Consider the following 14,241-nt stretch of genomic DNA (forward strand, 5'->3'; position numbering starts at 1 on the left):
CCGATCGCTCGGACACTCCGCGGTATCCCAGCCCAGCGTCCGAGGAAGTGGCCGGTATAGCGACCAGTTGCTCGGACGTTGTGGGGGGATGGGGGGTGCTGGGGGTGCTCGGGGTGGGGGTCACCAGTCGCCTCCGGTGGTGGGGGTGCGCAGGCGTTCGCAGGTCGCGACGATCGCCGCGGTGAGCGCGGCGAGGATCACGGATGCGGCGAGCGCCATGCCGTAGGAGTCGGCGCCGGGGCGCCCGATGAGCTTGAAGATGAGGACCGGCAGCGTGGGGTCCGCCGGGCGCGCCAGGAACGACGTCGCGCCGAACTCGCCCAGCGACGCGGCGAACGCGAACCCGATGGCCAGGCCGGCGGAGCGCGCGGCGAGCGGCAGGTCGACGGTGCGCAGCACGCGCCCGGGCGACGCGCCGAGGGTCGAGGCCGCGGACCGCAACGACGGGTCGATCGCGCGCAGCACGGGCAGGACGGTCCGCACGACGAGCGGGACCGCGACGACGGCCTGCGCGATCGGGACCAGCACGCCGGAGGTCCGCAGGTCGACGTCGAGCCCGAACGGGTCGTGCATCGAGATCAGGAACCCGAACCCGACGGTGACCGCGGAGACTCCGAGCGGCAGCATGAAGACGGCGTCGAGCCCGGCGACGGCGCGTCGGCCGAGCGCGCGGCGCGGTCGTCGGGAGACGACGAGCGCCACCAGACCGCCGATGACGAGCGCGAGCACCGTTGCGACGAGGGCCGTCCGCAGCGAGGTCGCGAGGGCCGTCCACACCGACACCGGCACGCCCGACGACGGCGAGCCGAGCGCCGCGTAGTGGTCCAACCCCCACCCGTCCCCCACGCGCAGCGAGCGCACCACCAGGTTCACCAGGGGCAGGCACAGGAGCACGACGACGACGGCCGTCACGCCCGCCGCCGCGAGTGCGAGCCCGTGCCCGTCGCGCCGCGGCGATCCGGCCGGGCGGCGCAGGGTCAGCGGCCGGACCGCGTCGGACGCCGACGCCAACGCCAGCGCGCGCTCGCGCCGCGCCCGCGCCCGCCCGGCGAGCGTCAGCGCGAACGCCACGATGACCAGCTGCACCACCGACAGCACGGCGGCGGCCCGCAGGTCGAGGAACTGCGTGGTCTGCACCCAGATCTCGGTCTCGATGGTGCCGAACTGCAGCCCACCCAGGATGAGCACGGTGCCGAATGCGGTGGCGCAGAACAGGAAGACGAGCGAGGCCGACGACGCGATCGCGGGCACCAGCGCGGGCAGCGTGACCGTGCGGAACGCCCGCCACGGCGAGGCCCCCAGGGCGCGGGCGGCCTGCGAGGCCCGCGGGTCCAGCCGCTCCCACATCCCGCCGACCCCGCGCACGACCACCGCGTAGTCGAAGAACACGAGCGCGGCGACGATCGCCCAGAACGTCCCGTCCAGGTGCAGGAACCCGAGCGGCCCACCGGACACGAGCAGCGACCGGAAGGCCACGCCCACGACGACGGTCGGCAGCACGAACGGCACCGTCACGAGCGCCCTCACCACCGCCCGCCCGCGCCAGCGCCGCCGGTACAGCACGTAGGCGCCGGGGATCCCGAGCGTCACGGCCAGCACCGTCGCGACCGTGGCCTGCGCGAGCGTCTGCCCGACGATCCGCCACGTGCGCGGCCGGGAGAACACGTCTGCGAACCCCGACAGGTCCAGCGACCCGTCGGTCACGAACCCGCGCGCGACCAGCGCGATCACAGGCCACACGAAGAACACCCCGAGGAACACCAGCGGCAGCGCGACGGCCGCCACCCAGAACACGACCATCCCCCGACCCGTCCCGGCGCGCGCGGGCGCGGGCGCACCCCCCTGCGGCGCACTCACCGCGTCGGGACGGGTCATCAGGGTGGTCATGGGTCAGCCGATGACCGTGGCGGACCAGTCGGCGAGCCACTCGCTGCGGTGCGCGGTGATGTCGTCGGACGGGACGTCGAACGGGTGCGGCGCGAGCGGCGCCCACTTCATCCACTCGTCGGGGATCTGCACCGACGTGCTCACCGGGTTCATGTACATCGAGCCGGGGATGTCGGCCTGCACCTCGTCGGACAGCAGGAAGTCGATCAGCTCCTGTGCACCCACCGGGTTCTTGGCGCCGGCCAGCACACCCGCGTACTCCGTCTGCCGGAAGCAGGTGCCGAGCAGCGCACCGGTGGTCGCGTCACCGCCACCCTCGGGCACGGTCTCCGGGGGCGACGACGCGTACGACAGCACCAACGGCCGCGGCCCGCCGCCCCCGCCGCCGCTGAAGTCCGTGTAGTACGCGTCCGACCAGCCGTCGGCGACCTTGAGGCCGTTCTTCTTCAGTGCGGTCCAGTAGTCCTGCCAGCCGTCCTCGCCCTTCGCCCCGATCGTCGCGAGCAGGAAGGCGAACCCGGGCGAGCTCGTCACCGCGTTCGGCACCACGAGCAGGTCCTTGTAGGCGGGCTTCGTCAGGTCGTCGAGCGTCACGGGCTCGGTGAGGTTGCGCTTCTTGAACCACGCGTGGTCCACGTTGATGCACACGTCGCCGTAGTCGATCGCGGTCAGGCCGTCGCCGCCGCCGTGCTTCGCGGCGTCGGCGGCTGCGGGGGCGCTCGACGTGTAGGGCACGACGACACCCTCGTCGGTGGCCCGCGACGCGAACGTGTTGTCGATGCCGAACGTCGCGTCGCCCAGCGGCGCGTCCTTGGTCAGCACCAGCTGGTTGACGAGCGTGCCCGCGTCGCCCGGCTGCACCACCTTGACGGTGATGCCCGTCTTTTTCGTGAAGTCGTCGAGGATGCCGTCGGACAGCGCGAAGCTGTCGTGCGTGACGAGCGTGACCTCCTTCCCGGCGGTCGGGGGAGCGCTGGGGTGCGCGTCGTCGTCGCCCGACGAGCACGCGGTCAGTGCCAGCGCGGCCGCGGCCAGGCCGGCGGTGGTGATGAGAAGCTGCCGTCTCGGCATCGTGCGTGTTCCTCCAACGTCAGATGGAGGGGTCCACCGCGACCGTCGTCGGCCGTCCGCGGTTTCCCGACGACGCACCGTCGACGACCACGGAGATGAGAAGCCCGACTCCCTACGCCGGTGCAAACCGGATCAGGTTCGAGGGTCTGCGGAGGTCCGCACTCTCAGCGTCGCGACTCGCGCCCGACGCTCCCCTGTCGTTCGCCGCCATCGTACGCCCGCCGAATGCCGCGACGAACGCCGACGAACGAACCCGTGGTTGCAGCGATGGTTGCAGCGGTGGCGCCCTCCACGGGCACGTGCGCTGCATCCATCCGTGCAACCATCCGGGACCGCGCGGCCTCCGGACCAGCGTGGTCGCTCGCGCGGCGCTACCGTCGTGGGCAGAGACGTCGTCGAGGAGGAACGCATGTCGGACAAGAAGCATCAGACACTGGTGGCCAAGCTGGTCGGGACCGCCGCCGCACTCGCCGCCGCCTGGGTGGCGCAGCAGGTCATCAGCCAGGGCTGGAAGGCCAAGACGGGCCACAAGCCGCCGAAGCCCGACGACGAGGACGACCACGGCCTCACCGAGCTGGTGCTCGCCACCGCCGTGACCGGTGCCGTCGTCGCCGTCGCGCGCGTGCTGGCCACCCGCGGTGCCGCGAAGTTCACCGCGAGCAAGGACGACAAGAAGCTCGACCCGACGGACTGAGCCGACCCCCTTCCGGGGAGAGCGCGATCCGCGCGCGTCGGTGAATATCTGGCGAACCGACCACGCGCGGTGCTGCCGTCCGCCACGTTGCGTCCAGTCGACGACGCACACCGGACGCACAGGGAGCACCGATGCCGGCCCGCCACCACGCCGCGGCACGGGTCTGGGGATCCATCGCCGCGTCCGCGCTCGTCGCAGGATCGCTCGTCTCGATCGGCGCTCCCGCCCAGGGCGCTCCGGCCCAGAACGCGCTCGCAGGCAGGCAGGCCTGCTACGAGGTCCGCGCGCGGGACGCCATCGGCCGCGTGAGCGCATGGTCGAACCCTCGCTGCACCTACGTCGCCGCTGCGGCGACCTCGCACGCACTGGACGCCGAGCGCGTCGCGACCCGGGGCGGCCACAAGGTCGCGGTCCTGAGCAGCGCGCTCCCGGGTGGGAACGGGAGCGGCCGGTCCACCAGCGCGAACATTTTCATGCAGGAGTCGCGGGGCGTCCGGATCCAGGTACGGACGTGCCCGTCGTGCGGCACCTTCAACGTCCAGGTCGGGAAGAAGGTCATGACGGTCAGGACGAAGTCGTCGACCACCGGTTGGACGTACGTGACGCTGCGGTGGAAGTCACAGCCGACCTATGTCTTCTTCGACGAGGTCACGCCCTACCCCCACCCCCGTGCCACCAGCTCGTACCTCAGGTCGTGGACGCTGATCCGCAGCCAGTAGACGTCAGGGCGCCAGGCTCGGCGCCTGCGTGATGCCGAAGCCCTCGCGCAGCGCGCGCGTCGCGGCGTACCAACCACCCAGCCCGTGCACACCGGGCCCGGGCGGTGTCGACGCCGAGCACAGGTACACGCCGTCGCGACCGGTCCAGTAGGGCTCCCAGGCGGACGTCGGCCGCGCGATCATCTGCCACATCGTCGCCGCCCCCGCGGAGATGTCTCCGCCCACGTAGTTCTCGTTGTGCTCGCTCATGTGGGCGGCGGGGACGCAGCGGCTCGCGACGACGACATCGCGGAACCCGGGCGCGAAGCGCTCGATGTGCGCGGTGACGGCCTCGGTGACGTCGACGTCGGACCCCGCCGGCACGTGGGCGTACGTCCACAGCGGTCGGAGCCCGCCGACGACGCGTGTGTCGTCGACGACCGACGGGTCGCTGACCAGCATCATCGGCCGCTCGGCGTGCCGCCCCGCGGCGACCTCGGCCTCCGCGTGCACCATCTCGGCGCGCGTCCCGCCGACGTGCACGGTGCCTGCACGACCCACGTCGGGCACGGCCCACGGCACCGGGCCGGAGAGCACGAAGTCCACCTTCGCGGCCGCGTTGCCGTACCGGAAGTCCTCGAGGCGACGCCGGTGGCGGGGCGGCAGCCGGTCGCCGAGCACGCCGACGAGCGTGCGGGGCGTCGTGTCGAACAGCGTGACGTGGGCGGGCGGAAGGTCCTCGAACGTGGTGACGCGGTAGCCGGTGATCACCTCACCGCCGTGCGCCTCGAGGTCGGCGACCAGCGCGGCCGTCAGCGCACCCGAACCTCCGCGCGGGATCGGCCAACCCGCACCCGCGTGCCCGAGCGAAGCGAGCAGCAGGGCCGTTCCCGCGGCGGCCAACGAGGGCAGCGTGCTGATGGAGTGCGCTCCGACGCCCGTGAGCAGCGCCGGCGCGACGTCGTCGACGAACCGGCGGTCCCACGCTCGCGTGCCCTGCTCCAGCACCGCGGCACCGAAGGCCGCGGCGGTACCGACACCGCGCGGCAGCAGCCCGGCCGGGATCGAGCGCTTGTCACCGAGCGCCACGGCGACCGTCTGCTCGTGGTGCTCGGACAGCCGCCCGACGAGCGAGTGCCATGCGCCGCCGTCGACGCCGAGCCCCTCGACGGTCCGTTCCAGCGACCGGTAGGCGATGCCGGCCCGTCCGCCGGGCAGCGGCTGCGCGAACGACACGTCGGGCATCAGCAGCTCGACGCCGCGCGCGGCCAGGTCGAACTGCGCGAAGAACGGCGACGCCCAGGCCATGGGGTGCACGGCCGAGCAGATGTCGTGGACGATCCCGTCGGCCAGCCCCAGGTCGAGCGTGCGGGCTCCGCCGCCGATCGTCGGCTGCGCCTCCAGCACCTGAACCCGCAGCCCGGCGCGCGCGCACGTCACAGCCGCGGCCAGCCCGTTGGGACCGGACCCCACGACGACCACCTCGGCACGAGTCACGCCACCATCCAAGCATCCCGGCGGGCGGTGCACCGGAACGCGCCGCGCGCCTGTCATAGTGGCCCCGCACGACATCCTCATCAGGACCGCAGGACGCAGGGGGACGAACGACGTGGTGGCAACGAGAACCGGCGACGGTCGTGCGGCCGCCGTCGGAGACGAGCGCGACGACGCGCGCGAGAGTCGGATCGCGCGACGAGTCACGATCGGCACGATCGTCGTGCTGCTGCTCGTCGCGCTGGTCCAGCTGGAGCTCTGGCCGCTGACGGCTTTCCGTCTGTTCTCGACGGTCCGCACCGGCGACAGCTCGGGTCTGCAGCTCGTGGCGATCGCGCCGGACGGCACGGAGCAGCCGCTGCGGCTCCCCGGCGACCAGGTCTTCAGCACCACGGGTCATCAGTACCCGGACCTGCCGCACGAGTCGGCCGCCGTGCAGCGCGCGAAGGTGCGGGCGTGGTTGGTGGCGTGCGGCATCGATCCCGCCGACGTCGCCAAGGTCGAGCTCGTCCGGACCTCACGCTCGGCCGATGCGTCCGGGACGCCCCAGGTCACCGGCACGAAGGCGCTGCTGGAGGTGACCCCGTGAGCGCATCCCCGCAGGTTGCTGGGCCGCTCACCCGACCCGGCGCGACGCGACGGCTCGTCGACCGGGCGGACGCCGCACTCACGGCACCCGGGCCCTGGTACCGGCTGCTCGAGGTGCACACGCTCGTCGCGCTCGTCATCGGGCTCCGGCTCGCGGTGCGCGACTGGACGCGGATCGCCGACCGGCCCGCGGTCCTGACCCAGCACTGGACCGTCGTCGGCTGGTACCCCGGTTCGCCGCCCGCGTGGCTGCTGGTGGCGCTGCAGGTCGTCGGGCTGCTGGGCGTCGTCCTGGTGGTCGCGCGGTACCGCGGGCGGCTCGGGTTCGTCGTCGCGTGGATCGCGTACGTGACGCTGTGCGCGTGGTGGGGCTCGTCGGGCAAGGTCATGCACAACGACGTCCTGACCGTCACCGGGGCGTTCCCGCTGCTGTTCGCGCGGCCGCCGGCGCGCGGTGAGACGGGCTCGTCCGTCCGGTTCGGCTGGCCGCCGCGCGCCGCGCTGGCCGTCATGGCCTGCGTCTACCTGCTCACCGGGCTGCAGAAGCTGCGCCACTCCGGGCTGCACTGGGTGTTCAGCGACAACATGGCGTGGATCCTGCGCCAAGGCGCTGTCGACCGGGCCGGCGACCTGGCCGCCTTCGTGGCGGACCACTCCTGGCTCGCCCAAGGCCTGGCCGGCGGAGCGCTGGCGCTGGAGCTGACCGCGCCGGTCTGGCTGGCGATCCGGCAGACGCGCTGGCTCTTCGCGGTGGCCGCGCTGATCATGCACACGAGCATCTGGTGGCTGCTCGGCATCGACTACTCCGCGTGGGTGCTCACGGTCGCGGCCGTGGCGATCCCGATGAGCCTGAGTGCCGACCGCCCGCTGCTGTGGCAATCCCGTGACCGGGAGCTCGTGGAGTCCTAGTCAGCGGCGGCGCAGCGCCAGCACCGGGATCACGCGTGTGGTCTTCTCCTCGTAGGACGCGAAGCCCTCCGACCGCTCCTTGAAGCGGGCCCACGCCTCGTCGCGCGCGTCGCCGTGCAGCTGGTCGGCACGGACGTCGACGATGCCGTCGTCGGGCGTCTCGATCTGCACGTCGGGATGGGCCAGGAGGTTGTGGAACCAGGCCGGGTTGGTGTCGGCCCCGGCCTTCGACGCCGCGACCAGCCACGTGTCGTCGCCGGCCCGGATGGCGGCCACGGGCGACACACGCTCGGTGCCCGTCTTCGCGCCGCGGTGGTGCAGGAGGACGAGGCCGCGGCCGAAGCCGGCGGTCTGCACGTCGCCCCCGTTCGCGCGGAACTCGTCGATGATCGTCTGGTTCCAGTCAGCCATGGCCCCAGTCTGCGCGACGTCGACGCGACCCGCAGACCCGTTGCTAGTCGTCCTCGCGTGCTTCTTCCAGGTCCTGCGTGAGCTCGTCGACGACCAGGAGGTCGCGGCGGACCTTGCCGGTGCGGTAGCCGGCCCGGCCGACCATGTGCGCGGCGACGGGTGCGGTGAGCATCTGGAAGATCGCGACGAGGACCAGCGCCCACACGGCCCCGCCGGACCGTAGCCGCAGCGCCAGGCCGATGAGCACCAGCACCAGGCCCAGCACCTGCGGCTTCGTGCCCGCGTGCATGCGGGACAGCAGGTCGGGGAACTTGAGCACGCCGACGCCGGCCGCGAACGCCAGGAACGCGCCGCCCAGCATGCAGATCGCGGACGCGACGTCCGCCACGGTGTCCCAGCTCATCGGACCTCCCCTTCCGCGGCCCCGCCGTGCTCCTCGGTGTCGCCGGCGACGTCCGGGTGGGCTGCCTCAGGCTCGTCGTCCGCGTGCGCGAACCGTCGCTCGGCCTCCTCCTCCGCCTCGCGGCGCGCGGCGTCCTCGGCCGCGACCTCCTCGCGCGTGCGGACGCGCCCCTCGCCCTCGGGCTCGACGGACGCGAACCGCGCGACGGTCACCGACCCGACGAAGCCGACGAGCGACAGCACGACGAGCACCGGGACCACGTCGGTGCGGCGCTCGATCGCCGCGTAGAGCGCGACCGCGGCGATCATCGTCGTCACCACGATGTCCAGCGCGACGGTCCGGTCCAAGATCGACGGCCCCTTCTCCGCGCGCACGATCGCGAAGCCGACGCCGATGGTCAGCAGCACACCGCACACGGCGATCACCCAGGTCATGCGCGCACCTCCAGGCCGGCGGCGGCGAGCTCGGCGTCGGACGCGAACGCCCGCAGGACGCGCGCCTCCTGGTCAAGGACGGAGCGCCGCGCGGCCTCGATCCCGCCCGACTGCTCCACGTCCAGCACGTGCAGGTAGAGCATGCCAGTGAGACGGTGCGCCTCGACCACCAGCGACCCGGGGACCAGGGAGCACAGCTCGGCGGTCATGGTCAGGTACAGGTCCGAGTGGCTGCGCAGCTGCACGCCGATCACGGCGCCGCGCGGCGTGTGCCGGGGTCGCAGCGCCAGCAGGCTGACCTCGAAGGAGGCGCGCACGAGGTCGACGGCGAAGCGGGCGAACAGCGCGACGACGCGCAGCGGCCGCACGTGCCCGTGGAAGGCGATCGGCGTCATCCGCAGACCGGTCGTGACCGCGACACCGATCAGCACTCCGGCCAGGACGTTGCCGATCGTCAGGTCGCCCCACAGCAGCACCCAGACCACCGTCAGCCAGACGACGGTGCCCCAGGCGATCCGGTTGCGCGCACGGCGTGGGTGCAGGCTCATCCGTGGCCTCCGCCCAGGTCGATCTCGACCTCGTTGCCGCGGTCGGCGATGTCGGCGGAGTCCCCCGTGCCGCGCTCGCCGTCCGGGAGCACGGCGTCGATGTACGGGGTGCGCTCGGTCAGGGCGTGCGCGGCGCGGTCGGTGTAGGCGTACAGCGGACCGCCAGCGAAGGTCAGCACCAGGCCGACGCCGACGAGTGCCGCGGCCGGCCCGACCATCCCGAGCGGCAGGTGCGTGGAGCGCGGCTCGGCCTCCGGCGGCTGCCAGAACGCCTTGTTCCAGGCCTTCGTCAGCGCGTAGAGGGTCAGCAGCGAGGTGACCACACCCCCGACGACCAACGTGTACGACAGCGGAGTCGCTTCATGTACACCGGCCTCGAGCAGCCCCAGCTTGCCCAGGAACCCCGACAGCGGCGGGATGCCGGCCAGGTTCATCGCGGCGACGAAGAACAGCACCGCGAGCACCGGCGCCAGCCGGGCCAAGCCACCCAGACGCGTCAGCGACGTGGACCCGCCGACGCGCTCGATCAGGCCCACCACCAGGAACAACGCGGTCTGCACGGTGATGTGGTGCGCCACGTAGTAGATCGCCGCGGTCCAGCCGGCGTCGGTGGACAGCGCGATGCCGAACACCATGTACCCGATGTGGCTGACCAGCGTGAAGGACAGCAGACGCTTGATGTCGTCCTGCGCCACGGCGCCCAGGATCCCGACGACCATCGTCGCGAGGGCCAGCCACATGAGGATGTCGTCGAGCTGCCCGCCCGGGAACAGCAGGGTCTGGGTGCGGATCATCGCGTAGATGCCGACCTTGGTGAGCAACCCCGCGAACACGGCCGTGACCGGGGCGGGCGCGGTCGGATAGGAGTCCGGCAGCCAGGCGGACAGCGGGAAGATGGCGGCCTTGATCGCGAACGCGAGCAGCAGCAGCACCTGCAGCAGCACCCGCACGCCCGGGTCGATCTCCGGCAGCCGGATCGCGAGCTGCGCCAGGTTGACGGTCCCCGTAGCCGCGTAGACCAGCGCGATCGCCACCAGGAACAGCACCGACGACAGCAGCGCGACCACCACGTAGATGCTGCCCGCGCGGATCCGCTCGCCCGTCCCGCCGAGCGTGATGAGCACGAACGAGGCCGCCAGCAGGATCTCGAAGCCCACGTAGATGTTGAACAGGTCCCCGGACAGGAACGCGTTGCAGACCCCCGCCGTCAGCACCAGGAACGTCGGGTGATAGATCGAGATCGGGGCGGACTCCTCCTCGTCGTCGCGCCCCTGCGCCAGCGAGTACAGCAGGACGCAGAGGGTGACGGCCGACGAGATGGTCAGCATGAGCGCGGACAGGCGGTCAGCCACCAGGTCGATGCCGACGGGCGCCGCCCAGTCGCCGACGTCCACCACCAGCGGGCCGTCGTCGACGATCACCAGCAACGCCAGCGACGCGACCAGCACCAGCGAGAGCGCCGTGACCGACACGATCGGCTGCAGGCGCGGCCGACGGAACAGCGCGAGCGCGAGCCCCGCCGCGAACAGCGGGATCATCACGGGCAGGGGGACGATCCAGGACCAGTCGTTCATCGGCCACGCTCCTGGGCCGGCGCGCCGTGGTCGGTCTCGTCGCGCGCCGCGGCGGCGGCCTCGTCGAGCGTCTCCGCGCTCTCGCTGTCGTCGCCCAGCACGGTGGGTTCGTCACGTGCCGCCCGACGAGCGATGCGGCGGTCCTCGACATCGTCCTGGACCTCGTCGTGCCGGTGCAGCTGCCAGGACCGGTACGCCATGGCCAGCAGGAACGCGGTCATGCCGAGGGTGATGACGATCGCGGTCAGCACCATGGCCTGCGGCAGCGGGTCGGCCATCTGCCCCTCCGGCTCGAGGCCGACGATGGGTGGACGCCCCGCCGCGCCCCCCGCCACCAGGAAGAGCAGGTTGGCGCCGTTGCCGAGCAGGATGATGCCGATGAGCACACGCGACAGCGACCGCTCCAGCAGCAGGTAGACGCCGGCGGTGAACAGCACGCCGATCGTGATCACCAGCACCAGGTTGGGGGTCATGTCGATCATCGCTTCACCGCCGATCGCTCCACGTCGTCGGAGCCCGCGGCGTCGTCGATGCCGACCTCCGCGCGCCGGTCGAGCTCCGCGCCCAGCGACCGCAGGATGTCGAGCACCAGGCCGATGACCACCAGGTACACGCCCACGTCGAAGAAAACGCTGGTCACCAGGTGCAGGTCGCCGACCACGGGCAGGTGGATGTCGACGATCCAGGACTGGAGCACCGACCCGCCCAGCAGCAGGGCGAACAGCCCGACGCCCGCCGAGAGGAACAGCCCGATCCCCAGCAGCGTGCCGGGCTGGACGGGCGCGGCCTCGCCCAGCTCGTAGCGGCCACCGGCCAGGTAGCGCACGGTCAGCGCGATGCCGACGACGAGCCCCGCCGCGAACCCGCCACCAGGCGCGTTGTGCCCGCTGAACAGCAGGAACAACGAGTACACGATCATCGTCTGGAACAGCAGCCGGACGACGACCTCGAAGATGACCGACCGCCGCTGCGGCGCGAGCGTCGACCCGGCACGCAGCCACTCGCGGTCGGTGTGCAGGGCGTCGGGGCGCATGCGATCGGCCCGACGACGCAGCGCGGCCATCGGGTCCGGCCCGGACCACACGCGGCGGGTCTCCGGCGCCTCGTCGGCCCGGAAGATCTGACCACCGCGCCGCGACAGGAAGACGAGCGACGCGACGCCGGTCGCGGCCACGAGGAGCACCGAGATCTCGCCGACGGTGTCCCACGCGCGGATGTCGACGAGCGTGACGTTGACGATGTTGCGGCCGCCGCCCCAGTGCACGGCCTCCTCGGCGAAGGCCTGCGAGACGGGCGCGTGGATCCGCGCGCCGGGCGCGACCAGCGCGATGCCGGCGACCGTCAGACCCACCGCGAGCGCGACGGTCAGCCGCACCCACCGGGAGGCGGCCAGGGGTCGGTCGGAGAAGTACGGGGGAAGCCGGCGCAGGACCAGCACGAAGACGACGAGCGTGACCGTCTCGACCAGCACCTGGGTCAGCGCGAGGTCCGGCGCGCCCTGCAGCAGGAACAGGCCGGCCACCGCGTAGCCGCCGATGCCGAGCAGGATGATCGCCTTGAGCCGTCGTCGGGCACGCGCCGCCAGCACGGCCGACGCGATCGTCGCGGCCGCGAACACGACCTGCGCGGGGCTGTCGAAGGCCTTGACCTGACTGGGCCACGACGTCCGCGTGAGCGCCACGGTCCCGACCGACAGCACGAAGACCACCAGGATGATGCCGAGGTACAGCGGCAGCGAACCACGCTGCGTGATGGCGGTGACGTCGGCCGCCACGTCGTCGAGCCGGCGCATGAACCGGCGGTAGAGCTGGTCGGCCTCCGGCCCGCGGTACGCACCGGACTGCCAGCGCTCCACCCGCTCGCGCGCCAGCCACAGCAGCAGGCCACCACCCAGGATCGCCAGGGTGAGGACGAAGGTCGGCGTGAACCCCGCCCACAGCGTGAGGTGCCCGGGCTCACCCTCCGGGTAGGTGTCGGCATACGGCAGCAGCAGGTGCTCGCCGAGCTGGGGCAGCAGCGCGACGGCCAGGCCCAGCACTGCCAGGATCATGGCCGGCCAGACGAGGTTGAGCGACGGCGTCGTGATCCGCGCCGGCTCGGCGTCCGCGTCGGTCGCGAGCGTCGTCGTCGTGCCTGGGCTCGTGGCGCCGTCGACCTGCGCGGCCACCGCGTCCGGCACCAGCGCGGACTCGGGGATCACCGCGCTCTTCGTCGCGAACGCCCCCCACCACAGCCGCAGCCCGTACGCGACGGTCAGCGCGGACCCGACGGCGACGGCCACCAGCAGCACGCTGCCCGTCCAGCCCTGGTCCAGGTGGCCCAGCGCCTCGAGGCCCGCCTCCTTGGCGACGTAGCCGGCGAACGGCGGCAGGCCGATCATGCTCGCCGTCGCCAACGCGCCGGCCAGCGCGGTCAGCGGCAGCGCACGGCCCACGCCTGACAGGCGGCGCAGGTCGCGGGTGCCTGTGGCCGCGTCGACCACGCCGACGACGAGGAACAGTGCGGCCTTGAACATGGCGTGCGCGCCGAGCATCGCGAGCCCCGCCAGGGCCGTCGCGCGCGTGCCCAGCCCGACGAGCAGCGTGATGAGCCCCAGCTGGCTGACCGTGCCGAACGCGAGGACCAGCTTCAGGTCGTGCTGGCGCAGGGAGCGGTAGCCGCCGAGCAGCAACGTGCCGCAGCCCAGCACGATCACGCACCAGCGCCACGTCGCGTCGGTCGCGTAGGCGGGGGCGAACCGCGCCACCAGGTAGATGCCCGCCTTCACCATGGCGGCGGCGTGCAGGTACGCGCTGACCGGCGTGGGCGCAGCCATCGCGGCGGGGAGCCAGAAGTGGAACGGGATGAGGGCCGACTTGGTGGCCACGCCCGCGAACAGGCACAGGATCGCGGCCGTCGCGATGCCCCCGCCCGGCGGGTGCGCGACCACCTCTGACAGCCGGTAGGTGCCCGCGGCCTCGCCCAGCAGCAGCACGCCGACGAGCATCGCCAGCCCGCCCGCCGTCGTGATGACGATGGCCTGCATGGCCGCACGCCGGCTGGCCTTGCGGTCGTTGTAGTGGCCGATGAGCAGGTACGACGTGACCGTCGTCAGCTCCCAGAAGATGAACAGGAGCAGCATGTCGTCGGACGTGACGAGGCCCAGCATCGCGCCGGCGAACGCGACGAACACGGCCCCGAACCGCCCCAGCCCGTGCGCGGTCGTCGAGAAGTAGCCCGCGCAGTAGACCAGCACGAGCGCACCCACACCGCCGACGATCAGCGTCATGAACCAGCTGAGCGTGTCGAGGCGGAACGTCAGCTCGAGGCCGAGCTGTGGGATCCACGAGATCCGTTCGACGGGCCAGTCGCCCGACTGCACCCGCGACGTCCAGGTGAGCGCCCACACGGCGGCGCTCGCCGGCGCCAGCGCGAGGACGTAGAACGCCCGCCTGCCCCACCACCGCACGAGCACGGGCGCGACGAGGGCCGCGAGCACGTGGATCGTGAACAGCAGCAGCACGGGGGCCGGCTCCGTCCTGTCGGGGCGG

Annotated in this window: 14 protein-coding genes and 1 riboswitch; of the genes, 4 read left to right on the forward strand and 10 right to left on the reverse strand. The window is 72.5% G+C overall.

Annotated features, from left to right (window positions below; all coding sequences use genetic code 11):
- Window positions 1-120 precede the first annotated feature (120 nt).
- Both IC607_RS03530 and IC607_RS03535 read right to left on the reverse strand, forming a co-directional pair.
- The gene (locus tag IC607_RS03530; RefSeq protein WP_370525983.1) at window positions 121-1,887 is read right to left on the reverse strand and encodes an ABC transporter permease; all 1,767 of its coding nucleotides are present in this window, start codon (window positions 1,885-1,887) and stop codon (window positions 121-123) included.
- 3 nt (window positions 1,888-1,890) lie between these two features.
- Window positions 1,891-2,958 (reverse strand): thiamine ABC transporter substrate binding subunit, encoded by a 1,068-nt coding sequence (locus tag IC607_RS03535; RefSeq protein ID WP_191785588.1) that lies wholly within the window; start codon window positions 2,956-2,958, stop codon window positions 1,891-1,893.
- A 92-nt stretch (window positions 2,959-3,050) separates the two neighbouring features.
- A riboswitch (TPP riboswitch) is annotated at window positions 3,051-3,164 on the reverse strand.
- Window positions 3,165-3,367: 203 nt separating this feature from the next.
- On the opposite strand from IC607_RS03535, the gene IC607_RS03540 reads away from it, so the two are divergent.
- Window positions 3,368-3,652, forward strand: coding sequence for a DUF4235 domain-containing protein (locus IC607_RS03540; protein WP_191785589.1), 285 nt, complete (start codon window positions 3,368-3,370; stop codon window positions 3,650-3,652).
- Window positions 3,653-3,783: 131 nt separating this feature from the next.
- A complete protein-coding gene (locus tag IC607_RS03545; protein WP_191785590.1) occupies window positions 3,784-4,371 on the forward strand; it encodes a hypothetical protein in 588 nt (195 codons plus the stop codon).
- 3 nt (window positions 4,372-4,374) lie between these two features.
- On the opposite strand, the gene IC607_RS03550 is transcribed toward IC607_RS03545, so the two are convergent.
- On the reverse strand, window positions 4,375-5,904 hold the full coding sequence (locus IC607_RS03550) for an NAD(P)/FAD-dependent oxidoreductase (protein ID WP_191785591.1): 1,530 nt from the start codon (window positions 5,902-5,904) through the stop codon (window positions 4,375-4,377).
- 58 nt (window positions 5,905-5,962) lie between these two features.
- On the opposite strand from IC607_RS03550, the gene IC607_RS03555 reads away from it, so the two are divergent.
- Entirely contained in the window at window positions 5,963-6,433 is a 471-nt protein-coding gene (locus IC607_RS03555) for a hypothetical protein (protein ID WP_191785592.1), read from the forward strand.
- Window positions 6,430-7,341: a hypothetical protein gene (locus IC607_RS03560; RefSeq protein WP_191785593.1), complete on the forward strand. Its 912-nt coding sequence runs from the start codon at window positions 6,430-6,432 to the stop codon at window positions 7,339-7,341. The genes IC607_RS03555 and IC607_RS03560 overlap by 4 nt, the downstream gene beginning before the upstream one ends.
- Here IC607_RS03560 and IC607_RS03565 read toward each other — a convergent pair whose 3' ends face one another.
- Genes IC607_RS03565 through IC607_RS03595 form a run of 7 tightly spaced genes read right to left on the reverse strand, consistent with a single transcriptional unit; the run spans window position 7,342 to window position 14,213 of the window.
- Window positions 7,342-7,752: a nitroreductase/quinone reductase family protein gene (locus tag IC607_RS03565; protein ID WP_191785594.1), complete on the reverse strand. Its 411-nt coding sequence runs from the start codon at window positions 7,750-7,752 to the stop codon at window positions 7,342-7,344.
- Window positions 7,753-7,795: 43 nt separating this feature from the next.
- Window positions 7,796-8,155: a monovalent cation/H(+) antiporter subunit G gene (gene mnhG / locus IC607_RS03570; protein WP_191785595.1), complete on the reverse strand. Its 360-nt coding sequence runs from the start codon at window positions 8,153-8,155 to the stop codon at window positions 7,796-7,798.
- Window positions 8,152-8,589 (reverse strand): monovalent cation/H+ antiporter complex subunit F, encoded by a 438-nt coding sequence (locus IC607_RS03575; RefSeq protein WP_191785596.1) that lies wholly within the window; start codon window positions 8,587-8,589, stop codon window positions 8,152-8,154. Before IC607_RS03575 ends, mnhG begins: the two co-directional genes overlap by 4 nt.
- Window positions 8,586-9,137 (reverse strand): Na+/H+ antiporter subunit E, encoded by a 552-nt coding sequence (locus tag IC607_RS03580; RefSeq protein WP_191785597.1) that lies wholly within the window; start codon window positions 9,135-9,137, stop codon window positions 8,586-8,588. Before IC607_RS03580 ends, IC607_RS03575 begins: the two co-directional genes overlap by 4 nt.
- A complete protein-coding gene (locus IC607_RS03585) occupies window positions 9,134-10,711 on the reverse strand; it encodes a Na+/H+ antiporter subunit D (RefSeq protein WP_191785598.1) in 1,578 nt (525 codons plus the stop codon). Before IC607_RS03585 ends, IC607_RS03580 begins: the two co-directional genes overlap by 4 nt.
- Complete coding sequence (locus tag IC607_RS03590; protein WP_191785599.1) at window positions 10,708-11,193, reverse strand: Na(+)/H(+) antiporter subunit C; 486 nt, start codon at window positions 11,191-11,193, stop codon at window positions 10,708-10,710. The genes IC607_RS03585 and IC607_RS03590 overlap by 4 nt, the downstream gene beginning before the upstream one ends.
- Window positions 11,190-14,213, reverse strand: a complete 3,024-nt coding sequence (locus IC607_RS03595; protein ID WP_191785600.1) for a Na+/H+ antiporter subunit A — start codon at window positions 14,211-14,213, stop codon at window positions 11,190-11,192. Before IC607_RS03595 ends, IC607_RS03590 begins: the two co-directional genes overlap by 4 nt.
- Window positions 14,214-14,241 lie beyond the last annotated feature (28 nt).

The organism is Cellulomonas sp. JH27-2 (genome assembly GCF_014837175.1).
Taxonomy (GTDB): domain Bacteria; phylum Actinomycetota; class Actinomycetes; order Actinomycetales; family Cellulomonadaceae; genus Cellulomonas.